23 protein-coding genes are annotated in these 24,216 nt (G+C 38.9%); 15 read left to right on the forward strand and 8 right to left on the reverse strand.

What is annotated here, in order from left to right; genetic code table 11:
* Positions 1 to 322 precede the first annotated feature (322 nt).
* The 3 genes from AB1Z56_RS02330 to AB1Z56_RS02340 all read right to left on the reverse strand — a co-directional run bounded on the left by AB1Z56_RS02330 (position 323) and on the right by AB1Z56_RS02340 (position 2,652).
* A complete protein-coding gene (locus AB1Z56_RS02330) occupies positions 323 to 877 on the reverse strand; it encodes a GNAT family N-acetyltransferase (RefSeq protein WP_426790954.1) in 555 nt (184 codons plus the stop codon).
* A 525-nt stretch (positions 878 to 1,402) separates the two neighbouring features.
* Positions 1,403 to 1,801 carry a hypothetical protein gene (locus AB1Z56_RS02335; RefSeq protein WP_309361938.1) on the reverse strand — a complete coding sequence of 133 codons (399 nt, stop codon included), beginning with the start codon at positions 1,799 to 1,801 and terminating at the stop codon, positions 1,403 to 1,405.
* A 197-nt stretch (positions 1,802 to 1,998) separates the two neighbouring features.
* Positions 1,999 to 2,652, reverse strand: coding sequence for a hypothetical protein (locus AB1Z56_RS02340; RefSeq protein ID WP_313267767.1), 654 nt, complete (start codon positions 2,650 to 2,652; stop codon positions 1,999 to 2,001).
* 340 nt (positions 2,653 to 2,992) lie between these two features.
* On the opposite strand from AB1Z56_RS02340, the gene AB1Z56_RS02345 reads away from it, so the two are divergent.
* The 5 genes from AB1Z56_RS02345 to AB1Z56_RS02365 all read left to right on the forward strand — a co-directional run bounded on the left by AB1Z56_RS02345 (position 2,993) and on the right by AB1Z56_RS02365 (position 8,810).
* Positions 2,993 to 4,498: a sensor histidine kinase gene (locus AB1Z56_RS02345; protein WP_313267764.1), complete on the forward strand. Its 1,506-nt coding sequence runs from the start codon at positions 2,993 to 2,995 to the stop codon at positions 4,496 to 4,498.
* A gap of 67 nt (positions 4,499 to 4,565) precedes the next feature.
* Positions 4,566 to 6,062 (forward strand): TlpA family protein disulfide reductase, encoded by a 1,497-nt coding sequence (locus AB1Z56_RS02350; RefSeq protein WP_426790955.1) that lies wholly within the window; start codon positions 4,566 to 4,568, stop codon positions 6,060 to 6,062.
* Between the two features lie 5 nt (positions 6,063 to 6,067).
* The gene (locus AB1Z56_RS02355; protein WP_426790956.1) at positions 6,068 to 6,742 is read left to right on the forward strand and encodes a LytR/AlgR family response regulator transcription factor; all 675 of its coding nucleotides are present in this window, start codon (positions 6,068 to 6,070) and stop codon (positions 6,740 to 6,742) included.
* Positions 6,743 to 7,002: 260 nt separating this feature from the next.
* The gene (locus tag AB1Z56_RS02360; protein WP_309361928.1) at positions 7,003 to 7,701 is read left to right on the forward strand and encodes an RNA ligase family protein; all 699 of its coding nucleotides are present in this window, start codon (positions 7,003 to 7,005) and stop codon (positions 7,699 to 7,701) included.
* Positions 7,659 to 8,810: an AAA family ATPase gene (locus tag AB1Z56_RS02365; protein ID WP_426790957.1), complete on the forward strand. Its 1,152-nt coding sequence runs from the start codon at positions 7,659 to 7,661 to the stop codon at positions 8,808 to 8,810. Before AB1Z56_RS02360 ends, AB1Z56_RS02365 begins: the two co-directional genes overlap by 43 nt.
* A gap of 214 nt (positions 8,811 to 9,024) precedes the next feature.
* On the opposite strand, the gene AB1Z56_RS02370 is transcribed toward AB1Z56_RS02365, so the two are convergent.
* The gene (locus tag AB1Z56_RS02370; protein ID WP_309361924.1) at positions 9,025 to 9,519 is read right to left on the reverse strand and encodes an STM3941 family protein; all 495 of its coding nucleotides are present in this window, start codon (positions 9,517 to 9,519) and stop codon (positions 9,025 to 9,027) included.
* Between the two features lie 291 nt (positions 9,520 to 9,810).
* Between AB1Z56_RS02370 and AB1Z56_RS02375 the strand changes: the two genes are divergently transcribed.
* Positions 9,811 to 10,383 carry a Crp/Fnr family transcriptional regulator gene (locus tag AB1Z56_RS02375; protein WP_309361922.1) on the forward strand — a complete coding sequence of 191 codons (573 nt, stop codon included), beginning with the start codon at positions 9,811 to 9,813 and terminating at the stop codon, positions 10,381 to 10,383.
* Positions 10,384 to 10,412: 29 nt separating this feature from the next.
* Here AB1Z56_RS02375 and AB1Z56_RS02380 read toward each other — a convergent pair whose 3' ends face one another.
* The gene (locus AB1Z56_RS02380; protein WP_309361921.1) at positions 10,413 to 10,898 is read right to left on the reverse strand and encodes a hypothetical protein; all 486 of its coding nucleotides are present in this window, start codon (positions 10,896 to 10,898) and stop codon (positions 10,413 to 10,415) included.
* 641 nt (positions 10,899 to 11,539) lie between these two features.
* Between AB1Z56_RS02380 and AB1Z56_RS02385 the strand changes: the two genes are divergently transcribed.
* The 4 genes from AB1Z56_RS02385 (at position 11,540) to AB1Z56_RS02400 (ending at position 17,113) form a co-directional block, all read left to right on the forward strand.
* Positions 11,540 to 12,931 (forward strand): DUF1080 domain-containing protein, encoded by a 1,392-nt coding sequence (locus AB1Z56_RS02385; protein WP_343556548.1) that lies wholly within the window; start codon positions 11,540 to 11,542, stop codon positions 12,929 to 12,931.
* An 11-nt stretch (positions 12,932 to 12,942) separates the two neighbouring features.
* Positions 12,943 to 14,358 carry a Gfo/Idh/MocA family protein gene (locus AB1Z56_RS02390; protein WP_426790958.1) on the forward strand — a complete coding sequence of 472 codons (1,416 nt, stop codon included), beginning with the start codon at positions 12,943 to 12,945 and terminating at the stop codon, positions 14,356 to 14,358.
* Between the two features lie 245 nt (positions 14,359 to 14,603).
* Entirely contained in the window at positions 14,604 to 16,262 is a 1,659-nt protein-coding gene (locus AB1Z56_RS02395) for a glycoside hydrolase family 32 protein (RefSeq protein WP_426790959.1), read from the forward strand.
* A gap of 353 nt (positions 16,263 to 16,615) precedes the next feature.
* Entirely contained in the window at positions 16,616 to 17,113 is a 498-nt protein-coding gene (locus AB1Z56_RS02400) for a DinB family protein (protein ID WP_426790960.1), read from the forward strand.
* A 19-nt stretch (positions 17,114 to 17,132) separates the two neighbouring features.
* Here AB1Z56_RS02400 and AB1Z56_RS02405 read toward each other — a convergent pair whose 3' ends face one another.
* Complete coding sequence (locus tag AB1Z56_RS02405; RefSeq protein ID WP_309361912.1) at positions 17,133 to 17,501, reverse strand: winged helix-turn-helix transcriptional regulator; 369 nt, start codon at positions 17,499 to 17,501, stop codon at positions 17,133 to 17,135.
* A 173-nt stretch (positions 17,502 to 17,674) separates the two neighbouring features.
* On the opposite strand from AB1Z56_RS02405, the gene AB1Z56_RS02410 reads away from it, so the two are divergent.
* Positions 17,675 to 18,205: an NAD(P)H-dependent oxidoreductase gene (locus AB1Z56_RS02410; protein WP_313267750.1), complete on the forward strand. Its 531-nt coding sequence runs from the start codon at positions 17,675 to 17,677 to the stop codon at positions 18,203 to 18,205.
* A gap of 81 nt (positions 18,206 to 18,286) precedes the next feature.
* On the opposite strand, the gene AB1Z56_RS02415 is transcribed toward AB1Z56_RS02410, so the two are convergent.
* Entirely contained in the window at positions 18,287 to 19,042 is a 756-nt protein-coding gene (locus tag AB1Z56_RS02415; RefSeq protein ID WP_309361907.1) for an SDR family oxidoreductase, read from the reverse strand.
* A 50-nt stretch (positions 19,043 to 19,092) separates the two neighbouring features.
* Positions 19,093 to 19,482 (reverse strand): helix-turn-helix domain-containing protein, encoded by a 390-nt coding sequence (locus tag AB1Z56_RS02420; protein ID WP_426790961.1) that lies wholly within the window; start codon positions 19,480 to 19,482, stop codon positions 19,093 to 19,095.
* Between the two features lie 236 nt (positions 19,483 to 19,718).
* On the opposite strand from AB1Z56_RS02420, the gene AB1Z56_RS02425 reads away from it, so the two are divergent.
* The 4 genes from AB1Z56_RS02425 to AB1Z56_RS02440 all read left to right on the forward strand — a co-directional run bounded on the left by AB1Z56_RS02425 (position 19,719) and on the right by AB1Z56_RS02440 (position 24,216).
* Positions 19,719 to 20,399, forward strand: coding sequence for a response regulator transcription factor (locus AB1Z56_RS02425; RefSeq protein ID WP_309361903.1), 681 nt, complete (start codon positions 19,719 to 19,721; stop codon positions 20,397 to 20,399).
* A 2-nt stretch (positions 20,400 to 20,401) separates the two neighbouring features.
* Positions 20,402 to 21,748, forward strand: coding sequence for a sensor histidine kinase (locus AB1Z56_RS02430; protein ID WP_426790962.1), 1,347 nt, complete (start codon positions 20,402 to 20,404; stop codon positions 21,746 to 21,748).
* Between the two features lie 90 nt (positions 21,749 to 21,838).
* Complete coding sequence (locus AB1Z56_RS02435) at positions 21,839 to 23,113, forward strand: TolC family protein (protein WP_426790963.1); 1,275 nt, start codon at positions 21,839 to 21,841, stop codon at positions 23,111 to 23,113.
* Entirely contained in the window at positions 23,110 to 24,216 is a 1,107-nt protein-coding gene (locus tag AB1Z56_RS02440; protein ID WP_309361897.1) for an efflux RND transporter periplasmic adaptor subunit, read from the forward strand. Before AB1Z56_RS02435 ends, AB1Z56_RS02440 begins: the two co-directional genes overlap by 4 nt.

The raw sequence follows: 24,216 nt of genomic DNA on the forward strand, positions 1-24,216 counted from the left end.
ACAAAATAACTTAATGATATTGACCGGATTTCGAAGGCGACTCATATCAATCACTTTTTTTGTATATCTGGTTATATGACACATATTTAAATCCTTTCGATATAATCCACCTAAGTTTACTTTAGTAAGTGTATCTCCAGTTATTTCGAAGTGCTCAAATCTCCAAACGCCTGTAAACAGGATGAGCCCACAGCACGTCTCCCATATTATCCCTAACAGAGAAATGGAATACTTAGAAATTATTATTGGGAATATAGCAATACAACCAAAAAGAAGAATAAGTATAGGAAATGTATGATCACAGCGTAACTTGATATTCTTTTTATCCATGAGAAATTGCTGTTTTATTTTCCGTTCTAAAAATAGAGTATAATGGAATATCGTAATACCGTCCATCTTTCTTTAAATGTTGTTTTAACAGTGCTTCCTTTTTCATGCCTATTTTTTCCATGACTTTTCCCGAGGCTGGATTATGTGGGAAGTAGGTCGCAAAGATTTTATTAAAGTTTAATTCCCTAAATCCAAAATCAATGATTGCTTTTGCGGCTTCAGTGACATAACCTTTATTCCAGTAAGGAATAGCAATCCAGTATCCCAACTCGGCCTTATCCGAGCCCTCATCATGAAGGCCAATCGCTCCGATCAGTTTTTTATCTTTATTTCGAATAGCAAAAGTGAATCCTTTACGATTGGCAAATGCTTCTTCTGCTAATTTAAGCCAATATTCAGCATCTTCTTTTCGGTATGGATAGGGGATATTTGAGGTGAAGTCCGAATAGACTTTGTCTTGCAGATAGTCTACAATCTGTGGAATATCAGTAGTGTCAATGGCATTGAGAATAAGTCGTTCTGTCTCTAATTGTGGGAAATCTTTCATTTGATTAAGTCTTCAATATGGCTAAAATGAAATTACGGTATCTAGTTTTTATAAATGTAGGGAAGTTTTATGAGATTCTTTATGAAAGCTTGAAGTTAATCAGATCGGTCTATAGCCTATGTTTAGGATTTCTATGAGATAGATTCTTGTTTATATTTTTTCGGGTGCAATAACTATAAATCCCGGTAATTGTGATTAAGATCAACGTTATCAATAACCCTATATATAGATTGAAGAACATATAGACTAGTGTAAAACCAATGAGTCCAATTAGAGTTTCTAAAAGAGCCTCCCTTATGCGGGGCGGAGGATTTGAATTTTCAAGGTATCTGGTATACTCGTCTACAATCGGTCGATCGGTATCGGTCCAATCATAATGCAATAGCTCTGCGGGGGAGACCCATATTGCTTGAACATATTGTAGCAAAGCAACTTCGCCAGAAGAAAAGGTGCAGAGAAAAGGATAGAAATATCCCTAATAATCGCAGAAGTCAAATAATGTATAACGGTTTAAAAGAATAGATATTAGGAGCTGGATTCTTCACTTTCAATTTGATGACTTTCTAAGAGCTCGATGCGGCCTTCAATAATCAGCAAATAAAAATTTTCAAAACAATCCTGATAGATTTTTTGCTCCAATGATTTTATTTCTTCAAAGAGACGTTCTTTCGCTACTGCAGTGTAACAAAGCTCATTTTTTGATGTTGCTCTCGTTTCTTGGCAGGGCGTATTGTGAAGCTGTTTGTACAGGTCGCCTAAATCTGAAATGTCTTCACTGCGGTGGTAGAAGGGGTGAAACCATACCCAAAAGTCTTCTTGATTTTTATAGGGATGAGGTAATAATTGAACCGACGTATTTCTAAATAGATCTCCCGGATGCTTTTTATAACGGAAATGAGTGGCTGTGGTCTTTAAACTATTCATAAAGCTAATTTGTTTGTAGGTTTACAAAAAATAATTCAAGAATAAAGATATCATCTTAAATATCGGTATTTTTTTTAGTATTAAAAATTTATAGTTAACGTTTGAGTTATTATATCGTGATAGGGTACAGAATGATCACAATGACAAAGCTACCCCCGAGCTATTCTGCAAAAGGAGTAAATTGATTTAACAATATACTATTGTCCCCAAAGAATTCTGATGAGAACGGATATTGTGAATACGAATAATCCGATATAGAATATGTTTGTCCCGTGTTTTCTGTCGTGATCCGAATAGGAAAATATCCGTTCGCCATTCGGTAGGCTCTTCTTTGAACTAAACAACATATACCCGATTGCAATTCCAAAAAGACCACCTAGCAGGGCTGAAATATAACCGAAAATAATCCAATACTTCTGTTGTGGTTCCGGTTCCCGTAGTTGCATGAGCCGTTCCTGCTTTAAAAGATCAAGCTTTTCCTGGTCAATCTCTTTCCCTCTTTTTAATAAAATCTCTCTAGCAAGTGCATAGTCCAATTTGTTCCATTCATCGGGTTTTTGAAGAATTTCTAAGAGCTCTTCGTCGGAAAATTGATACAGGTAGTGGTCATCTTCAACCAGTGGGAGAGACTGCATTTCCTGCTCTTCTAATATAGATTCAGCATTTGCGAAATTGGCAGGGTCTATTTGAATCTCATATTGGTGTCCAACCGTATTTCCAGAAAATGTAATATCCACAGGGGGGAGATTATCAGCCAACCGCGTTTTTACACCTCTTTCCGAAAGTAGTTGATGACATTCCTGAGCTTCTTCTAAACTAGAGAATCTTTTTAATACGATATATGTATCCATGTGATCAATTATTTTTTAATACCTGTATTTATGATCATTTGACAGCCCCATGCTTTGTGCAATCTTAGCTATTTGCTGTAGCAGTTGCCGCAAAAATCGGACGTAAAAGTGTAAATAGAGGATTAATTATGTAGTGTCTTTTTTTATAAAGTTAATAAAGCCGGTTTAATACTTTTCAGCTTAAAGATAGTAAAATCAAATTCTATTTTATATCTACAACCATAGAATTCCATCTATTAGGTGAAGAAAATTTGATTCGTCACATTTTTGGTGGTATTCATCACATTTTTCTATTTTATGTTTTCATTTCAGTTAATATTGCTTTATCAAAACCAATAACATGAAACTGAAAGACGTAAGAAAAATAGAATTCTGGATGGCAACTGTCGTATTTGTTGCTGTTGTTTATGCTTTGCTTGTTGATACAAACAATCGAGATGATAGCGGTATGCATAACTATTTTATTGGCCAGAAAATAAGCTATTCCTATTTCTTTAATTTTTTTGTGCCCAAGTTTAGCTATTATCTGCTGCTATATTTGATGTTTCTCGCATTAAATTTTGCCCTTATTCCTGCACTCATCAATAAAAAAAGGGAACTGTTGAATTATTCATTACTAGCTGCTCTAATCTTGATATCCGGACTGATTTTAGGTGTATGTAGGACCTATAGCCATACCTATGAGCTCGTGGATTTTGATAGTATTCAAAGAGGCTATAATAGCATGTTTTTTAATTCCTTAACACAAGCAGTTCTATGGACAATCGTAATTTCTTTATATACCTGCATGCAATTTCTGATCAGCTATCTGCTTAAAAACAGGATTGAAAACCCCGCTTTACAAAAGCAGCTAAAAATGGATCTAGCCTTTGGAATTGGTTTTTGGTTTATCGGATTGTTTTTTTTGATCATATCTCATTCTCATTACCAACTTTCGGTATTATGGACTTTAGTCGTATTGTCTGCGGTTGGTATCGTAATCTATTCCTTATACTATTTGTTGCCAAAATTACATGAAAAACAAAAGATATTCCGCGATTTCTTTTGGATTATCTCCGCTGTGAGTTTGGTTTTAGTCATACCATTAAGCATATTGGCCTTATTCTTCTTTAACCGGACCAGCGAAGTTATCTTTATCGTTGCCATGTTTCATTTACCCACGCAATTATTGGTTAGCATTCCTCTTTCCTGGTTTCTCTTTAAAAAACGTCTAATGCGTCAAAACGAAATAGCCTCCTTACGTACGGAGCTCGGTCAGTCGGACGCAAATCTGACTTTTCTGAAATCCCAAATAAACCCACACTTTTTATTTAATGCCTTAAACACATTGTATGGAACCGCATTGCAGGAAAAAGCCGAACGGACAGGGGAAGGAATTCAGCGATTGGGCGATATGATGCGGTTTATGCTCCATGAAAATACGCAAGATAAAATCTCATTGACGCGTGAAATAGAATACCTGAATAATTACATCGTTTTACAGACCCTGCGGACTTCGATGTCAGACAAAATTACCATTATAACGGAAATAGAAGAGCAGTTTGAAAATCATCAAATTACTCCTATGTTGTTGATACCTTTTGTCGAGAATGCATTTAAGCACGGTATAAGCCTTCAGAAATTGTCTTATATTAAAATCTCTTTGCAAGTGCGAGACCAAGTCTTGTTTTTCGATGTGAGCAATAGCATTAATCTAAAAAGTGATCGCGATCCGGAAAAACTAAAAAGTGGTATCGGTTTGGAGAATGTACGACAACGTCTGTCATTACTATATCGGGATCGACATGAACTGATGATACGTGAAAATGCCAATGAATTTTTTATCCATTTAACATTACATATTTAAATCTAATTAGCTCCATTACTTTTTAATCAATTATTCACCTGATTTATTGGTTCCTTAATTAACAGCAATGAAAAAAATAATTATTTTTTTGCTTATGACCTTGTATTGTCTAAGCAGTCATGCTCAATTTAAATTGAGCGGTAGGATTTGGAATTATGATCCAAACAAGGTCTTGGAAATTAATATTCCTCTTGTTTTCGGCTTTTATAAAGAAAATTCGCAACGGATAACCGTTGCCGGCGATGGCACATTTGAGGTCGCACTGCCAATAACAGCTCGAAAGTCTGCGACACTAATTTACAGCGGTGTATTTCAGACGTTGTTATTAAGCCCCGGTAAGGATCTTATTGTGAATTTAACCGATAGTACGATCGTATTTATAAATGGTAGTGCTTTGACAGAAAATAAAACTATTCAGCAAATAAAACTGGATGAAGTGCCTTTTTTTATGAAGGCTCCATACTTAAACAATCTTGCTAAACTCTCTTTGACTCAGTTGAAACAGCAGGTGTTAATTCGCTGTTTAGCGGATTGCAATCAAATGAATAAAGTGATCCAAAGTTCTTCATTGTCTACTCAACTAAAAGACTATATACATACTGAGCTTTACGCGCAAAGAATTAACCATCTGAACGATTTTGCCCGTGTAGCTGAATTGCCAAAGTCTACTTCGGATAGTTTAATTCTAGAGCTGTTTGAAAAAGCATCTATTAATTTACAGGAAGACTTTGGAGGCCCCTCTTTTTATTCTTTCCTTGACAATTACCTGCGTTATTTGGAAACGAAAGCATTTGTTAAGATTCGGGCCGAGAAAATTCCGTCAAGTGAGCCTATCCCTTATTTCGGGATAAGCTTGGACAGTGCAAATAGATTAATGACGATCTATAGTAAAGATTATTGGCGGTTTATTGGTGCTTTAAATAATTTTTCCAAGCCTATCGTAGAAAAATACAATTTTCAGCAATTGGTCAATCTATATCACGATAAGGACTTAACCCATTTAAAAGCATTGGCAGAAGCACATTGGAAGATATTTCCAACGGATAAGCATAAGCCCCTTATTGAAAGCTATATTGCCGATCTTGACGCTCTTTTGGTAGCGAATAAACAGAACAAACAGATCCGGTTGATTGAAGATGATCAACCTATTTCATCGATCTACGACCTGATTGCTGAATTGAAGGGAAAAGTGGTTTATTTAGATGTTTGGGGGACCTGGTGTGGTCCTTGCAAGTTTGAATTGAAATATACACCTGAACTGAAGAAAAGATACATGGATAAAGATATTGCCTTCGTTTATTTGGATATGGATGAAGACCATCGAGATCAAGACTGGAAAGACTTTATACGTATCAACAATTTAACAGGAACCCATTTACGCAAAAACAGGACACAAATCTCTCCTTTTTGGAAGGAATTACTATTAAATGCAAAAGACAAAGCCGAATATTATCCGCAATATTTTATATTTGATAAAACAGGAAAATTAGTTGTGGAAAAGGCCCTTCGACCAAGCAATGGAAAACAACTTTATGACCAATTAGATCAGATTTTAAACCAATAATTGCTATGATTGCCATCGCGATAGATGATGAACCTGTGGCACTGCAGGTCATTGAACACCATATAGCTAGAGTCCCTTTCATTGAATTAAAAAGTACATTTACAGATGCATTTATGGCGATTGATTATCTTCAGAAGCAGCAGGTGGACCTTATTTTTTTAGATATAAAAATGCCTGATATTTCAGGTATAGAGTTTCTGCGGAGTTTGAACACATCGCCAATGGTGATTTTTACGACGGCTTATTCTGAGCATGCGCTATTGAGTTTCGAACTCGATGCAATTGATTACTTGCTCAAACCATTTTCGATGAGCAGGTTTTTGAAAGCCTGTAACAAAGCCAACGAATTGTATGGTCTTCGGGCAAAAAAGCTGGAGCCTGTCAAAGACTACCTGTTCGTGAAAGATGGTTACGAACATGTCAAAGTAGAATTTGACGATATCCTATATATTGAGGCATCCGGCAATTACACTCAAATACATTTAGGCGATAAATGCGTTAGTTCCAGAATTACTATAACTGAATTGCAAGAACTGCTGCCGAAAAGTGAATTTGTTCGGTGCCATAGAGCCTTTATCGTAGCACGGCGTAAAATGATCAAGTTCGACAAAACCCAGATTTGGGTTGCAGACCGGATTATCCCTATTGGGACAACCTACACTGAATTGAAATTATATTAATTGACGTGTTTATTGATAAATCGGGATGATAAATAATGGGCGGAGCGGTGTTTCCAGAGGATCAATGTTGTCGCACTTATGTTTTTAAGATAAATTGTATACTTTTGTAGCATTAGATCATTTGTGTTGTCAATTTTTAAAGTGTAAAGTCATGTAATGCATTGTCGATATTTAGGAAGAAAGTAAACAACGGGATTTACCCGATTGGTTTACAATATACCTATGTCTTCAATTTTTTAGTATGGACTTAAATTTTAAAAATGGAATCAACAAAATATGGTCGTACCTATCATTTCCCATTTTCACCAGGGACAAGCAGCGACGATCGTTTTAATCAATATTACTGGAAGGATATGCAATCTTTCCATCAACTGTTATTTACAGAAAAATTAGATGGTGAAAATAATTGCCTTTCAAGGCGTGGAGTATTTGCTCGATCCCATGCAGCTCCAACGACGTCGCCATGGACGGCTCAACTTCGGGAGCATTGGTCTAGATTAAAAAATGATCTGGATGATTTAGAGTTTTTTGGTGAAAATCTTTATGCTGTGCATTCGATTGAGTATATGCAACTTGAACACTATTATTATGTTTTTGCTGCTCGAGTTAAAGACCAGTGGCTTTCATGGGAAGAGGTTACTTTTTATGCTAGTTTATTTGATTTACCGACCGTACCTGTTTTGAAACTCGAAACTGTAAAGGATTTGACCGAGTTCGACCTGCGGTGCTCGGTCGAAAATTTGGCCATGCAGTCTTCTATATTTGGATCGGTTGACCCTAAAACTGGAGAAGCATGTACGATGGAAGGGTTAGTCTGCAGGAATGCCGATGCGTATGCTGTCAGCGAATTTCAGCACAATGTTTTTAAATATGTTAGAAAAGGACATGTGCAGACCGACGAACATTGGACAAAATCATGGCGAAGAACCAAAATGATTTGGGAAAGGAGGGATTTCTAATGGAATGGACAATAACAGTAGATAAGGATTGGTCGGCTTTGGAGAAGCAATTTTCTTGGGTCAGGGATATGGAACATGTGCAACAAGATCCTTTGCATCATGCAGAAGGGAATGTGGCGATTCATACCCAAATGGTATTACAGCAGCTTGAAGCATTGCCTGAATACCGGAATTTGGATTACCAAAAGCAGGAGCTCCTCTGGGCTTCGGCTTTATTGCATGATGTTGAAAAGAGATCGACGACGATTGTCGCGACAGATGGTCGTATCAATTCACCAAATCATGCCAAAAAAGGAGCACAGACCGCGCGGGAGATTTTATTTCGTGATGTAGAGACTCCTTTTGCATTGCGAGAGGAAATTGTTGCATTGGTACGCTATCATGGCCTACCATTATGGCTTATGGAAAAAGCCGATCCGATGAAGAGCGCCTTGGAAGCTTCGCTCTCTGTCAATATGAGTCAGCTCAAACTGTTGGCTGAAGCAGATATCAGAGGTCGGTATTGTCGCGATCTGGATGCACTGCTCTACGCATTGGATATGTTTGAACTGTATACCAAAGAGATTGGTTGCTGGCATGCTGCCCGTTCCTTTTTATCAGAAAATGCGCGATTTACCTATTTTAATGGAAAAGATAGCTACGTGGACTACGTGCCTTTTGATGCATTTAAATCTACGGTTATCGTTCTTTCAGGTCTGCCGGGAATGGGTAAAGATTATCAGATTCTAAAAATGAATACAGATATGCCTGTTATTAGCCTGGATGATATCAGGCGCAAATATCGCATTGATCCCTCCGATAAAAGGAGAAACGGTTGGGTTATACAGGAAGCAAAAGAACAGGCAAAAAAATATTTGCGCTGCGGGCAGGATTTTATCTGGAATGCAACCAATATAACTTCCCAGATGCGTCAGCAACTGATCGATCTTTTCGTTGGCTATCAAGCCTATGTTAAATTGCTGTATGTTGAAAAACCCTATAAAGTCTGGCGGACACAGAATAGAGATCGGGAATATCCGTTGCCTGATGCTGTCTTGGATAAAATGCTCCATAATTTGGAAGTTCCTCAGTTGACAGAAGCTCATGAAGTTCACTATATGACAACATAGATGTTGCTTTAACAGGAAGGGTATTTGGTCTTTTGGGTTGATTTTAGAAATGAAATGAAAAAATACGAAATCTTCAAATTTTACGTTATAATAGAAAGGATGTTTTCTGATATAACCGTGTTAGATACAGCAAATGCGAATCAGTCCATTGATCTTTGATCATGGACTGTTTTTTTGTAGTACTATTCTTTGTTAAGCTATGCACGGTTCCTATTTACTGTTTTAATTTTTGATTTAATAGTGATATAAGCTCCTGCTCCCTGATATTGATCACATCCATGTCGATCCACAAAGGCGCGGGCTTTGTGGAAAAATTGTGGTCAATAAAACTTAATAAATGAATTAGGCGGTTTGTTTTTTCTTCTTTTAGTGATGAAGAGTCATTTAATTTTATAAAAATAGAATCTGTTCGATATAAACCAGTGGCAAAATTATCGATATCCTTCCAAGGGATTTGGCGCGGTTTCAATACACTGTTGTTTAGTAATGTATCGTGATCTATCGTGAGTGCGGCCTCTCCTTTTTGATAACGTTTCAACTGTTGCAATCTAAGATAAAACACAGATGCGGCCACAAGTACCCATATAGTCGCGGCTAGTTTAAAAATAAGGTCACCGTAGAACCAGGCATAGAACGCAATGGCCACAGGAAGAAAACATAATATCATGCTGATGATAATTTTTCCTTTGTTAAAACTAATTTTGATCATTGTTTTCTTTTTTAAGAGTATAAAGTTCAATAAAAACTTGAATAACATCATTTTCTGCGAAAAGCATCTTCCTGCTTAGTAATTATTTTGGACTTGCTTTTTGTAAATATAAGTAGTAAGCAGGCTTGAATCTATTCGTATTTATTATTCGCAGCTGGTGAATGATTATTCGCAATGAGCAAATTTATTCTGTCAGTCTTTGACGGTTCAATTTAGTTGAAATGGGATGAGCATATTTTTTTTAAATAAATTGAATAAGTAGCTTTGTTTATATAATAAATTGATAAACTATTGGAAAAGCTCAAAGAACATTTAAAGAAATTTATCGATATCGATCCGATCGAGTTAGAAGAAATACTGGGTTACTTTAAGACAAAAATGGTTGCAAAAAAAGAAAATATACTGGAAGAGGGGCAAGTTTGTAAATACCATTTTTTTGTATTGAAGGGTATTCTTCGTAAATTCTTTGTTAATGAAAAAGGCGTTGAACAAACGACCGAATTCGCAATAGAAAATTGGTGGATTACAGACAATATGGCTTTCGAGCACAAGCTTGTAACTTCATTTTACATTCAGGCGGTGGAAAAGTCAGATTTAATTTATATCAGTCAGGAAAATCAGGAAAAATTAGTTGCAGCATTTCCAATAATGGAACGATATTTTCGCTTTGTCTATCAAAGAGCCTATGCAGCAGCACAAATGCGGGTTAAGTATTTATTCTCTTTATCTAAAGAAGAGTTTTACCATGATATGCTCCGTAAATATCCCGAATTTGTACAACGTGTCCCACAATACCTAATTGCTTCCTATTTGGGATTCACACCAGAATATCTAAGTGAAATCCGGAAAAAAATAAACCTCTGAAATAAACTGGAGTTCTCTGCAATTAGAGCTTAGTAGCATTGATCCGAATCTGCAATGCGGAAGGGACGAATCTGAAACTGAACTTGCTGTTCTTTTGCATAGTCTTGAGCCAATTTTTCGAATTTTTCCATTGCCTTTTCCTCGGAAGCAGCAAAACAGTGCAGGTTTAATTCTAAAGGTTTCTCTGAGGTTGCTGGATCGATACGCAATTGTCCGACTTCGGAAAGGACAACAGCAAAAGAAGTCTTGCAGATCTCAACTTCTAAATGTGGCTCTATTAATTGAGATGAAATGCTATAATAGAATTCGTTATTTTGGACCTCTTCTTGAAAAGGATCCAAATAGGTCGTAACAATAGATCGATAGCCATATTTAGCATTGCCAAAAAAGTGATCAATATATTCCTGTGCTTTTTCGTATGTTGAGAAGACGCCCTCCAGATTGGTAAATAAATCTGGATCTTCTTTTACTTCTTTTGAAACTACTGTATATACCTTAATGGGGTTGGTTGTCATATTTTATATGCTACTGTTTGTACATTAAGTGAGTTTTTCTGCAAAAAAACTAATTTAAGACTTTATCCATGAGTATTCTTAAGATAAAATCATCGTTTTAAAATAAAAAATTTCCTTTGTTAACTTGTAGCCTGTTTAGAGCAGGTGTTTGTGCTTTAAAGTTGTGTATAATTTTCGTATTCTCCAAATTTTTTACTGATTGTTTTTGTTGGATTTTCGAAAGTGGAAGTGATTCGTTTTGGAATTGATGAATGACGACAAGCGTACAGTTTTTTTATTGGATGATCTTAATAGGAGTGGATGACATCGGCTAGACGTTTTTGTTCGCACACATTGGTTTTTCACCCTGCGATATAGTGCGTTTGCTTTTTTGAAAGGAATGACCTGTTTTTTTCGCGTGATTCAAACGTTTTCGTAAATAAATCATATCATTTGATTCATTTCACTTATATTAATTGATATATTGTTTTGCTAAGTCAATTGAAACCATGACCGATAAGTAAAAGGGAGCGAGTCTGGCTCGAAAGTTAAAAGTGGCATCGTCACTTGGCTTTCGACAGCACTGTCGCAGTCTTGTTAGGGTTGACGAACCAATGATGAATAAATAAACCGGGTCGATAGGCTCAAGATCAAATTTTACAATGAAAAGAAATACACTATTTAAATCTGTTTTAATGGCAGCAATGGTAAGCAATGCTGTGTTTTCATATGCCCAGACAGATAAGAGTAATGAGAAAGGTTGGACAAACCTTTTTGACGGAAAAACACTAAATGGCTGGAAATCTGTTGGAGGAAAAGCCCCTTATTCTATCGAGGGTGATGCTATCGTTGGTCGAATGACAAAAGGTACGCCCAATTCTTTTTTGATTACAGAAAAAGAATATGGTGATTTCATATTGGAGCTGGATGTTAAACTTGAAGGCAACGAAACAAATTCAGGTATCCAGACGCGGAGCCATCTTGATCCGAAGGCCAATGATGGGCGCGGACGCGTCTATGGAAGGCAAGTTGAAATAGATCCCTCTTCACGTGCATGGACGGGTGGAATATATGACGAGGCACGCCGCGGATGGATTTATCCATTGGATTTAAATGAAAATGCCAAAAAAGCTTATAAAGTAGAAGAATTCAATCACATTCGAATAGAAGCAATCGGTGACGAGCTGCGTACCTGGGTCAATGATATTCCCGTAGCTTATGTCGTTGACACAATCGATAGAACAGGTTTTATCGGATTACAGGTACATGGTATTCCACCGAAATTGGATGGAAAGAAAGTTTATTTTAAGAATATTAAAATAAAAACAACCGACCTTAAATCAAAAGGTTTTCCAAAAGATCGCTATATCGTCAACTTGAAGCCCAACGATTTGGCAGATGCTGAAAAGAAGAAAGGTGTTAAGCTCCTGTTTGACGGTAAAACTAATAAGGGCTGGCGGAGCATCCACGGTGATAAATTCCCTGAACGTGGCTGGGAAGTTAAAGATGGGCAAATGACCGTTCTAAAATCTGATGGTGGGGAGTCGACCAATGGTGGTGATATCGTCACGAAAGATAAATACGCTGTGTTTGATCTTTCTTTTGAATTTAAGCTTAGTCCGGGCGCCAATAGCGGTGTTAAGTACTTTGTGACTTTAAAGGAAAAATCAAAGGGATCGGCTATTGGTTTAGAATATCAGGTGCTGGATGATGCTTTACACCCTGATGCGAAACTCGGACGGGATGGAAATCGCACCTTAGCATCTCTTTATGATCTTATTACATCCAATCGTGATGACCGTGCACGCAGACCGATCGGCGAATGGAACAGAGGTCGGGTTGTTGTTACAGCAGATAATAAGGTTGAACATTATTTAAATGGCATTAAGATGTTGTCCTATGAGCGCGGCTCCAAAGCCTTTAAAGATCTGGTCCAAATCAGCAAATATAAAGACTGGGAGAACTTTGGAGAAGCGAAGGAAGGCTTTATTCTTTTACAGGACCATGGTGATCGGGTTTCCTTTCGCAGTATAAAAATCAATACACCCAATTAAGCCCACTCATTATGAATCATTATTTATCGCGCAGAAGCTTTGTTAAACAGTCCGTTATCGCTGCTGGAGCTGTTATGCTGTCCAATAGTGTCTTGGGAAAGGTCAATCTGGCCAAACCCAATGAACGTGTCAATTTAGCCTGTGTAGGCTTAGGCAATAGGGCTGCAGACATCATTAAAGAACTCTATAAGACCGGGCTCTGTAATATCGTAGCCTTATGTGATGTCGATCTTGGCGCTAAACATACACAGGAGATTTTGGGCATGTTTCCCGATGCACCTAAATTTAAGGATTTTAGGGTGATGTTTGACAGAATGGGAAATCAGATTGATGCTGTAAGTGTCGGAACACCCGATTTTTCGCACTTTGCCATAACAATGCTTGCACTGGATCTGGGTAAACATGTTTACGTGGAAAAACCAATGGCGAGAACATTCCTTGAAGTTGAGCTTATGGCAAACAAAGCTCGGAAAAACCCTAAACTTGCGACCCAAATGGGGAACCAAGGGCACTCCGAAGCAAATTATTTTCAGTTTAAAGCCTGGAAAGAAGCCGGCATCATTAAGGATGTGACGCGCATAGATGCGCACATGAATATGCCGCGCAGATGGCATGGCTGGGACGTGAATATGAAGGGCTTTCCTGCCGCAGAGATGATACCCGAAACATTAGACTGGGATCTTTGGCAAATGCAGACCATAGGCCACAATTATAATAAGGATTTTGTAAATGGCCAATGGCGTTGCTGGTATGATTTCGGAATGGGTGCCTTAGGCGATTGGGGAGCACATATCTTGGATACAGCACATGAATTTTTAGATTTGGGGCTGCCTACAGAAGTATCCGCTGTGAAGCTCGATGGGTATAATTCGTATTTCTTTCCGATGTCTTCAACCTTAAAATTTCATTTCCCAAAAAGGAAAAAAATGCCTGCATTAGATATCAATTGGTATGACGGACTGGATAATTTGCCGCCTATACCAGAAGGCTATGGAGTATCTGGACTGGATCCTAATATCCCTGCACCAAGTACTGGGAAATTAGAACCCGCTAAATTAAATCCCGGAAAAATTATCTATAGCAAGGATTTGATATTTAAAGGTGGCTCCCACGCCAGTACGCTGCAGATTATTCCAGAAGCCAAGGCTAAAGAAATGGAGTCTCGGTTACCGGAAGTGCCAAAATCACCATCAAACCACTTCGCTAATTTCTTAAAAGGCTGTAAAGGCGAAGAAAAGACCCGCTCGGCTTTTGAAATTGCAGGTCCTTTGAGCCAAGTGTTTTGTTTAGGTGTCATTGCACAGCGTTTAAACAGCAAATTGATACTGAATACTCAGACAAAAGAAATTGTCAATGACAAGTTTGCCAATGCTCTTTTAGCCGGACCTCCACCTGCTAGAGGCTGGGAACAGTATTATAAGATGTAATAGACCAGTAATTGGGGATACAACATAAAGGGCAATGTGACACATTGCCCTTTTTCTGTTTGAAATGAAAAGTCTTTCCTGAAATATTCGATTTGCTGACTCAATATATAAAGGAGCCGGAAAGTTGGAAAATCTCAAGCAGATTGAGACAAATCGGCTCTATTTTGATCAGCCTTGGTAGAAAGCAATTATCAGTCCTTAACTATATTTGTTGTGAAGTGATTCAATTCATAAACCTTAATGTCATGTATAAAGTCTCCCTGCTCCTTATTGGCGCTATAGCATTCGTCCTGAACGCCAATGGTCAGGATTCATCGTCCCAGCTTTTTCAGGCCAACCAGCGGTATCTTAAGATTCCGATTAAAAATGGTGCTCCAAAACGTAATATCGAATTATGGTCGGGAAAGGATAAAATAAGATGGTTTGATGCAGAACTGGCTGACAGTGTATTCGACTGGATAGCCTATCTTGATATTGAGAAATGGAAAGGACAGGAGCTCAAAGTAGTCACAAATGCCTCTGATAAAGAAATCCGTCTGTTCAACCCACTTAACCAGAGTGATACGGATGATAACACGAATGTCTATGTCGAAGAGGGGCGGGGACAATTTCATTTTTCGGCCAAACGTGGCTGGCTGAATGATCCCAATGGTCTGGTCTTCTTTAACGGACAATATCATCTATTTTTTCAACATAATCCCTATGGTACCAGCTGGGGGAATATGCATTGGGGGCATGCGGTCTCCGCTGATCTGGTGCATTGGAAAGAAATCGGAGAAGCATTATATCCTGATGAATCGGGCGTCATGTTTAGCGGCGGAGCTGTGGTGGATAGTAGCAATACCGCAAAACCTATGGCCCTATTTTATACGGCCGCAGAAAAATCCTGGGGACAGGGCTTGGCATATAGCTTGGACGGTCAGAAATTTGAGAAAATGCCACAGCATATCTTAGCTAAAATCACAACAGGTAACAGAGACCCTAAGGTTATTTGGCACGCTGGGTCCCAGCATTGGGTCCTTGTGCTTTATGTAGAAGATGAGCATGAGCAGCATACCATGCAATTGTTTACGTCAAAGGATATGAAAGAATGGACATTTGCCAGTAAAATAAAGGGCGGGAGAGGGAATGACCGTTATTTATTTGAATGCCCAGAGCTCTTTGAACTCGCGGTAGATGGTAATCCGAAAAATAAGAAATGGGTCTTAACAGGCGCCAATAGTCAATATGCAATCGGAAATTTCGACGGAAAATCATTTCTCCCGGAGGTTGAACGTCTGTTTAGTCAATATGGACGCGATTACTATGCCGCACAAACTTTTAGCAATGAACCAAAAGGGCGCCGGATTGAAATTGGCTGGTGGCGTACGCATACAAATCAGGGGGGCTCGGCTTTTAATCAATCGATGAGTATTCCAATGGAGCTTAAACTAAGAACAACAGAAAAAGGTATTCGTCTTTTTCGCGAGCCTGTCATAGAACTACAAAAATTGAGGAAAGAAAAACATAGTGTTCGTGGAAAGAAGGTAAACGCCAGTCTTCCCAATGTGTTACAGGGTTTCAAAAATGAACTTGCAGAGGTAAATCTTGTCATTGATCCACAAAGTGCCAAAAATATTCAGATCAATGTAAGAGGATTGGCTATGAACTATAATGTATTGACCGAAGAACTTGTTGTTGATAATGTCAGGGCTCAGGTACCGTTGCGAAATAAAAAATTAGCATTCAAGCTGTTTGTCGATCGGACAGGGTTAGAGCTGTTTGCCCAGGATGGAGAAGTTTATATGCCGATAAATTATAATTTCGACCGGAATGAGCTAACTTATGAGCTTACAGCTTATCAGGGTGAGGCTTTATTGGAATCTGCAGATCTCTACACGCTTAAAAATATATGGTCCAAATAGCATTTTTTAATATGCACAGCTCACCTATGTGGTATTCCTTCTGCGCTGAGTAACACATGCTGAAGAAAGTCTATATTGTTTTTGAGCGTATAATGTGGGTATAAATAAAAAAAGGTTTTCAAACGGGGAGAATGAAAACCTTAAATAACCAATTATAAACCTAAATTATGATGATACAAATGTAGGTGTATTTTCTACACTATGCAAATTTATTTTAAAATAATTTGATGTTCTTTAAACAAATTAAAAGAAGTCATTATTTTTACTTTATCAAAGCTTGCTTTTACTTACACATTTTGCTAGGTGGACATAGCAGCGGATAAATAGTCGAAAATAAGAGATTATATATAGTTATGGAAAATTTAGAAGTGTGGATGCGCGGGCCTATTGCAGGAATTCCCGATCTGCTGCAGCATGTTGCACATACACTTTTGCAGGTTGCAGAGGATGTTTCAACCTATACTGATCAGTTGTCCCCACAGCAGCTTTGGACAAAACCCTGTGGAAATGCTAGTATAGGTTTTCACTTACAGCATATAAATGGGGTGATCGATCGCATGTTTACTTATGCTGAAAACAAGCCGCTAACGGACGAACAATTTGATTACCTCCACAGAGAAGGTATAGAAAACGTCGATGTTAGTCCTGCATCTCTGGTCGAAAATTTACATGAGAAGATCAAACAATCTTTGCAAAAATTAGCTTTAATCGATCCGGCTACATTGACCGAGCAACGTTTTTTGGGAAGGAAGCGCATCCCCACCACATTGATTGGCCTGTTGTTTCATGCTGCCGAACATGCACAGCGTCACGTGGGCCAATTGCTGGTGACGGCACGTTGCCTACAATAAAAATGGGACTATATTAAATCTATTTATTGAATTCTGGAGCTTGTTTTAATTTTTCTCCCCATTTTCCCAGTTCCTCGATGATCGGTCTGAGCTGATAACCAAGCTCGGTCAGTTCATACATAACGCGTGCCGGCACCTCCGCATATACTGTACGTTTTACAACTGCACTATCTTCCAGTTTCCGCAGCTGTAGGGTCAGCATGCGTTCGGTAATATCGGGTAAACATTTTCTGATCTCCGTATAGCGCAAACTTCCATTGATGAGGTAGCAACATATTGCTAAGGCCCACTGACCGCCAATCACATTGGCCGCAAACACTTCAGGACAGTCATTTTCAAGTTTCTTTTTATTCGAAAAATTAGTAGAACTTGCTTTAATCTTAGTCATACGCACATTTTTTATAGTACCTAACATTGGGTTGCCGATGAGCCAAAATAGTAATTATGTCGCTATTTTTAAATCACAGTCATGTCGTTTATTCACAGTCATGTCGTTTATTAAAACTGCCTGCATGAAATGGCTAGACCTGGTGGCTTGTGCATATATACATAAATAAGAAAATGAAAATATTAATAGTCGTTATTCATCCCAATTTTGAATCGTCCCAAATGAATAAAAGATGGGTCCATGAATTGAAGAAACACCCGGATCTTTATGAGGTCCATGATTTACATCAGTTGTATCCTGATGGTAAAATTGATAGTATAGCAGAACAGCAGCTGATGGAGAAATATGACAAAATTGTATTTCAATTCCCTTTTTACTGGTTTAACTGTCCGCCATTTTTTAAGCAGTGGCTGGATGAGGTGCTTACCTATGGATGGGCGTATGGTAAGAAGAGTGGTTACAAGCTGGAAGGGAAGAAAATTGCATTGGCAATCTCTGCGGGTATCGATGAACAGGAGTATGGGGCTTCGGGAAAGTATAAATACCGAATGGAACAATTGACAAGTCCGTTTGAAATTACTTTTGACTATGTTAAAGCGGATTATCAAAAGCCTTTCGTCTTTTATGGAATAGAAAATGATTCAAGTCCAGAATGGGTAGAACAGGGCGTTGTGGGCTATCTTCGCTTTTTGGAGCAATTGTAATTTATCAATAAGCAGGCCGGCTTACCTTTTGATGGGAAAAATGAGAAAGCACCCTTTTTAGGATGCTTTCTCTTGGCCGTTTTACCGAGTTGTATAACCACCATTGGCGAAAATCGTCTGGCCGGTTATCCACCAGCCATCGGTGACCAGGAACTCAACCAAAGGCGCAATGTCTTTTATATCCGTTAGTCCGCCCAATGCTGATGCAGATTTGTGGTAGGCTACGGCATCCGCACTTTCCTGTCCGTAGAAAAATGGCGTATCCATTGGGCCTGGAGCTACAGCTGTAACCGAAATACCTCGCTCACCGAATTCTTTTGAAGCCGCTCTCGTAAAATGTTCTACAGGGGCTTTAAGTCCCTCATAGGTCGAGTAGAACCCTGTATAGGCTGCTAATAGTGAGGTGACAATGGTGCAGATCTTACCATTTGCATTCAGTTTTTTCCCTGCCTCCTGAATAAAGAAATAGGCAACTTTTGAATTGATATCGCTCATGCTATCGTATTCTTCTACTGTTGTGTCCACAATTGGCTTTTTTAATACTTTACCAACGGTGTTAATGGCGATATCCACACCTCCGAATCGGTCGATGGCTGCATCAAAAAGTTCCCTGATATGCTCAATTTTTGTCAGGTCCGCTTGCACCAAAATTGCTTCTGCACCAGTAGCTTCTACTGCGGCCAATGTTTTTTCTGCATTCGTTTTGGTGTTTTCACTGTTATAATGGATCACCAGTTTTGCTCCTTTAGCCGCAAAATCCCGGCTTAATAATCCACCTAGATTTTTTGCACCACCAGCAATAAGGACAACTTTTCCTTTTACATCATTTCTTGCCATAATAATTTAAATTTTGATTATAGCAAATTTCATAAATGTTAAGGGCTCTGTTATGGTGAACTTTTCGCTTTTTGCAATTGACGAAATTGCGAAGGGGACATGCCCTCATATTTTTTAAAAAATTTGGTGAAGTTGGATGGGTCGTAAGTCAGCCTTTGTGCGATCTCCGAAATGGTCAACTCGCTATTGGTGAGCAGGCTCTTGGTACAGGTCAATATTTTTTGTACATAAAAATGACAGGGGTGATTCCCTGATGTTTCCTGTATTATCTTGATAAGATGCTTTTGTGAGACACAAAGTATGTTTGCGATGTCCTGAAGCTCCAGCATTTCTATGCTGACTCCGCTGATCAATTCTGCGAGATGACGATCCAGGAACTCAAAATATTGAATCGTAATTTCTTCACTTCTTTTACTATTGGGAGGCAATGCTGTATTCATTTTAATCCTTTTCGAATTGTGAGATTAAATATAAGCAATTTAGACTACACGCAATATTTTATGCCAGAATCGATTAATGTTGATGGGATGTATCCCTAAAAATCTGCGGACAGGATTTGTGAAGAAAAGGAGGCTATGGATTACCGGACGATTAAATTGTAAATTCGTATACTTGTAAGATTCCAAGGGGAATTCATCATTTTTATAATCCCGCATAAAAATAAACAGCGTATTATATGCAGATACTTTTAGTAGAGGACGATCGCCGGATTAGCAGCTTTGTTGTGAAAGGTCTGGAAGAAATGGGGCATCAGGTCATTTTAGTTGAATCTGCGGAAGCGGCACGTGAATGGATCAATGCAGATTCTTTGGATATTATTGTACTCGATATCATGCTGCCCGGAATAGATGGTATCCAGTTTACGAAGATGGTCAGGTATCGAAAAAATCATATTCCGATATTGATTTTAAGTGCTTTAGGAGAGATTGAAGATAAGGTGGAGGCCTTGGAAAGTGGTGCCGATGACTATCTCGTCAAGCCGTTTTCCTTTAAGGAATTGGTGAGTCGTATCAAAGCATTGGTACGCCGTGACAATTATAAAAACGTAGCAAAGGACAGCAGCGTGGAAATTCGTGATTTAAAAGTGGATCTTGAACGTTATGAAGTCCATAAGAATGGTAAAAATGTCGATCTCTCTCCCAAAGAATTTAAACTATTCAAGTATCTGATCGAAAATCGGAATAAAACACTCTCACGAACCGCTATCCTGCAGGCTGTTTGGGGAATCGATTTTGATAACAACACCAATGTCGTCGATGTGTACGTTTCTTATCTGAGAGGGAAGGTTGATGAGGGAAGCGATACCTCCATTATCAAAACGGTGAAGGGAGTCGGTTACATGCTTACAACGGACTGACAATGAATTTAAAGACTCGCCTTACACTCTTTTCTACGCTGGTATTCACCATCATTTTTGGGCTTGCAACGCTGGTCATCTACTGGATATTTTATAATTCTTCTGAACGGCATCTGATTAGTTCCCTCGAAAAAAATGCAAAGATAGCCGGCATTTATTACCTCGAGGCAGATGAACAGAGCCCACTAAAGCATCTGGAATCTAAAAATCAATATGAAAGCCTGGTCAAACGTGCCATGGTAGCCGTTTATAACGCCGAAGGAAAAGTAAGTTATGGCGGTATGCGGTTTGATAGTCAAATTAATAAGGATTTGCTGCGCCAGCTGAAAACAGACAAAACGGTTTATTTTAAAACAGAAGATAGTTTTTATTTTGGGTTGTATTATCCAGATAATCAGGGCGATTTCTTTGTTTTTGTCAAAGAGTCGAGCGCAGACTTTGATCATCAGTTGAATCGTTTGCTCATTACACTTGTCTTTGTTTTTCTCGTGGCATTGATCAGTATCGCCTTATTGTCGGTTTGGCTGAGTAAATATGCTTATCTCCCCATTCGTAAAGTGATCAAGGAAATTCAGCATAAGGATTTAAGCACCATTCAGGAACCTCTGACGACTATAAAAACGAAGGACGAACTACAGGATCTTATTGAAAGTTATAATGCGCTCCTACGACGGATCAGCGAAAATATGATTATTAGAAAGAACTTTGTCAGTTATGTTTCACACGAGTTTCGAACGCCTTTGGCGGGAATCCTGGGCTCCATGGAGGTCTTCGGTACGAAAGTAAGAAGTGAAGAAGAGTACCATGAATTGGCCGAAATCATTACTGAACATGTGAATTTTCTGAATCAGCTTATCGGTAATTTTCTATTGCTGACCGAAGATCAGCCCCTGACGCGTTCCCTGGAAACCTTTCGCATAGATGAGATCGTATGGGATCTTGTCCCTAAGTTTTCGAGGTTATTTGCCGTGCCCTTAAAAGTCGATATACAGGTCGATGAACCGCAATACTTCAATTTTCGGGGCAATAAGATGCTCCTCAGCCTGTCTATTTCCAATCTGATCGAAAATGCACTTAAATATGCAAATGGACAGGAAGTTGTTGTCCGGATGACTGCTGCAAATGACAGGCTGTCTTTGCAAATTATAGACCATGGTATTGGCATCCCACAAGCTGAACTGGAGTCTGTGAAACAGACTTTTTATAGGGGGTCAAATGTCGGTAAAGTGAAGGGCAGCGGTATCGGTCTCTCTTTTGCACAGATTGTATGTAAGGATCAGGGGGTCGACTTTGATATTCGTTCAAATGATCTGGGTACAACGGTATCGTTATTATTCCCTAAATTCTAATCATTTTCTAATCCCTTCTAATCAAACTTTAATTTACCTTAAAGTTGCCTATAATGCTTGTCATTTAGTTTTGAGGAAATTCAAAATTAAGTGAGAAAACTACGTATTACATTATTTTTACTTCTTGGCCTGAATAGTAAGTTATTTTCGCAGGAGGCGGCGGAAAACCGTCTGCGAAAGTCAGAGATCGAACAGGTATTCCTCGCTCATAACCTGACCTTAATGGCGCAGCGTTTTCAAATGCAGCAGGCCGAAGCTGCCGTGCTTCAGGCAAAGCTATGGCCCAATCCAACGATTTCCATCTCCGAAGTCAATCTTTGGAAAAACCCTTCCAGCGAATCCTTCCCGGCACTGATCGGAAATTACGGCAAGTACCAGCAGGTGGCGATCGAATTGGAACAGACCATTGAAATGGCTGGTAAACGAAAAAAAAGGGTGCAATTGCAGCTCCTGGAAAAAGAGAATGCGCGGCTTCAATTTGAAGAATTGCTGCGGAACCTGAAATATGATCTCCGAAGCCAATGTATCGAATTACAGATCCTACAGGAGAAAGAACGGTTATACGGCAACCAGGTCAACATCTTTCAGACATTGGCACAATCCTATCAAAATCAGTGGAAAGAAGGCAATGTAAGTGAGATGGACTACCTCAGGATTCAAAGCGAGTCTATCGCATTTGGAAACAAACTGAATGAAATCCAACAGGAAAAAATCACAAAAATGAATGAGGTTGCGCGCTACCTCGGTGACAAAGGTACCGCACTCACGATATCAGATACGATCGGCATACCGCATTTTCTCCCGGGGAAAAAACAGGAGTGGAAAATGATGGCCCTCGATAATCGCAGCGATTATAAAATCATCCACAACGAATTGAAAAAAAGTGATGCTCAGCTGAAAATGGAAAAGGCCGAACGTATACCAGATTTGCAGGTCTCCATGAATTATGATCGCGGCGGAAATATTATGCGCGATTTTATAGGCCTGGGTGTTGCCATGGATCTTCCTTTATTTAATCGAAACCAGGGGAATATCAAAATCGCTAAACTGGAGATGGAGAAAAATAAAGTGGAAATCGAGCAATTCCGTATCGACATCGAACGCGAGATCGACTTTCTTTCGGAACGGCTCAACAACCTTGAAACGAGTTTGAAGACAACGGATATGGGCTTTGACGGTAAATTGGACGTAGCACTTGAACGCTATGTGCGCAATTTTCAAGAACGACGGTTGACCATCGTTGAATTTATAGACTTTATCAATAATTATATGGAAAACAAAGAATCAATATTAGAGCGCAGGGCGAAATATCTTCAGTATAAGGAAGAATTAACGTATTTAATCGGAAAGGATATTGTTTCATGAAAGGGAACTTTTTAATGCCATTGACACTTATGTCCGTCTGTTTATTGTGGGGCTGTCAATCAACGAAAAATGAAGAGCAAGCGCTGCCGGCAACCAAAGGTTTTTGCCTTAGCGCAGATTTCAAAAACCAAATTAAAATTGATTCGATACAGAAGCGGACCGTATTTGAACAGATCGCTTTAAATGGCGTCATCCAATACGATCAGGATGAACTTGCAGCGCTAAAGAGTCCGATACCCGGTATCGTACAGTCTGTTTCAGTTAAAATGGGCGATTATGTAGAAAAAGGACAGATTCTGGTATCGCTTAAAGGTACCTCCGTCAATGATTTAGGAAAAGAGCTGCGGGAACTGGAAAATAGCAAGCGGCTGACGGAGAGTAAATTGCTTAGCCTGCGTAGTCTGCTGAAAGATGGTATGGCTTCCCAGCGGGAACTGGAAGAGATGGAAAGTGAATTGAAAGCCGTGCAGATTGGAATCCGCCATGTCAAAGCGAACATGAGTTTGCTGAATGGCTCCTCAGAAAATGGTGTTTTTTACATCCGTGCGCCCAAAGCGGGTTATATCGTGGATAAAAAGGTGAGTCCCGGCATGACTGTTGGCGATGACGCCGATTTGTTGTCGGTCAGTAAGTTGAATGAGGTGTGGGTTTCGGTCAATATCTATGCTAATAATTTACCTTTTGTCAAAAATGGCGCTCCTGTCAAGATCACCACACTGGCTTATAAAGGTGAATCTTTTGATGGCTATATTGATCAGGTAGCCAATTTCTTTGATCCTGAAGAACGTGTGGTCAAGGCGCGTGTAAAGTTGTTAAACAAAGACCTACGATTAAAGCCGGGCATGAGTGTGGATGTATTGGTCGAAAAAGCTGTTTCGGGACAAGAACATCAGATGTTGGCTATTCCCAAAGATGCCATTATCCTGCATAATAACCAGAATTTTGTGGTGATTTACAAAAATGACTGTGATCTGGCGGTAAAGCCTGTGGATATTGTTGCTGAGAATGAAACCTATGCTTTTGTCAAAACAGGAATAGCCGAGGGAGATCAGGTGCTGACAGAAAATGAGCTGATTGTATTTGATGAATTGATAAATAGATAG

The organism is Sphingobacterium sp. WOUb80, assembly GCF_050058145.1.
Classification (GTDB): Bacteria; Bacteroidota; Bacteroidia; order Sphingobacteriales; family Sphingobacteriaceae; genus Sphingobacterium.

What these genes read in the sequence shown, in the direction of transcription:
- AB1Z56_RS02425 (WP_309361903.1), top strand. Translation starts at nt 19,719, where the DNA reads ATGCAGATACTTTTAGTAGAGGACGATCGCCGGATTAGCAGCTTTGTT.
- AB1Z56_RS02395 (WP_426790959.1), top strand. Translation starts at nt 14,604, where the DNA reads ATGTATAAAGTCTCCCTGCTCCTTATTGGCGCTATAGCATTCGTCCTG.
- AB1Z56_RS02385 (WP_343556548.1), top strand. Translation starts at nt 11,540, where the DNA reads ATGAAAAGAAATACACTATTTAAATCTGTTTTAATGGCAGCAATGGTA.
- AB1Z56_RS02370 (WP_309361924.1), bottom strand. Translation starts at nt 9,519, where the DNA reads ATGATCAAAATTAGTTTTAACAAAGGAAAAATTATCATCAGCATGATA.
- AB1Z56_RS02355 (WP_426790956.1), top strand. Translation starts at nt 6,068, where the DNA reads ATGATTGCCATCGCGATAGATGATGAACCTGTGGCACTGCAGGTCATT.
- AB1Z56_RS02440 (WP_309361897.1), top strand. Translation starts at nt 23,110, where the DNA reads ATGAAAGGGAACTTTTTAATGCCATTGACACTTATGTCCGTCTGTTTA.
- AB1Z56_RS02345 (WP_313267764.1), top strand. Translation starts at nt 2,993, where the DNA reads ATGAAACTGAAAGACGTAAGAAAAATAGAATTCTGGATGGCAACTGTC.
- AB1Z56_RS02415 (WP_309361907.1), bottom strand. Translation starts at nt 19,042, where the DNA reads ATGGCAAGAAATGATGTAAAAGGAAAAGTTGTCCTTATTGCTGGTGGT.
- AB1Z56_RS02405 (WP_309361912.1), bottom strand. Translation starts at nt 17,501, where the DNA reads ATGACTAAGATTAAAGCAAGTTCTACTAATTTTTCGAATAAAAAGAAA.
- AB1Z56_RS02380 (WP_309361921.1), bottom strand. Translation starts at nt 10,898, where the DNA reads ATGACAACCAACCCCATTAAGGTATATACAGTAGTTTCAAAAGAAGTA.
- AB1Z56_RS02410 (WP_313267750.1), top strand. Translation starts at nt 17,675, where the DNA reads ATGAAAATATTAATAGTCGTTATTCATCCCAATTTTGAATCGTCCCAA.
- AB1Z56_RS02430 (WP_426790962.1), top strand. Translation starts at nt 20,402, where the DNA reads ATGAATTTAAAGACTCGCCTTACACTCTTTTCTACGCTGGTATTCACC.
- AB1Z56_RS02330 (WP_426790954.1), bottom strand. Translation starts at nt 877, where the DNA reads ATGAAAGATTTCCCACAATTAGAGACAGAACGACTTATTCTCAATGCC.
- AB1Z56_RS02400 (WP_426790960.1), top strand. Translation starts at nt 16,616, where the DNA reads ATGGAAAATTTAGAAGTGTGGATGCGCGGGCCTATTGCAGGAATTCCC.
- AB1Z56_RS02420 (WP_426790961.1), bottom strand. Translation starts at nt 19,482, where the DNA reads ATGAATACAGCATTGCCTCCCAATAGTAAAAGAAGTGAAGAAATTACG.
- AB1Z56_RS02390 (WP_426790958.1), top strand. Translation starts at nt 12,943, where the DNA reads ATGAATCATTATTTATCGCGCAGAAGCTTTGTTAAACAGTCCGTTATC.
- AB1Z56_RS02340 (WP_313267767.1), bottom strand. Translation starts at nt 2,652, where the DNA reads ATGGATACATATATCGTATTAAAAAGATTCTCTAGTTTAGAAGAAGCT.
- AB1Z56_RS02335 (WP_309361938.1), bottom strand. Translation starts at nt 1,801, where the DNA reads ATGAATAGTTTAAAGACCACAGCCACTCATTTCCGTTATAAAAAGCAT.
- AB1Z56_RS02360 (WP_309361928.1), top strand. Translation starts at nt 7,003, where the DNA reads ATGGAATCAACAAAATATGGTCGTACCTATCATTTCCCATTTTCACCA.
- AB1Z56_RS02365 (WP_426790957.1), top strand. Translation starts at nt 7,659, where the DNA reads ATGGCGAAGAACCAAAATGATTTGGGAAAGGAGGGATTTCTAATGGAA.
- AB1Z56_RS02350 (WP_426790955.1), top strand. Translation starts at nt 4,566, where the DNA reads ATGAAAAAAATAATTATTTTTTTGCTTATGACCTTGTATTGTCTAAGC.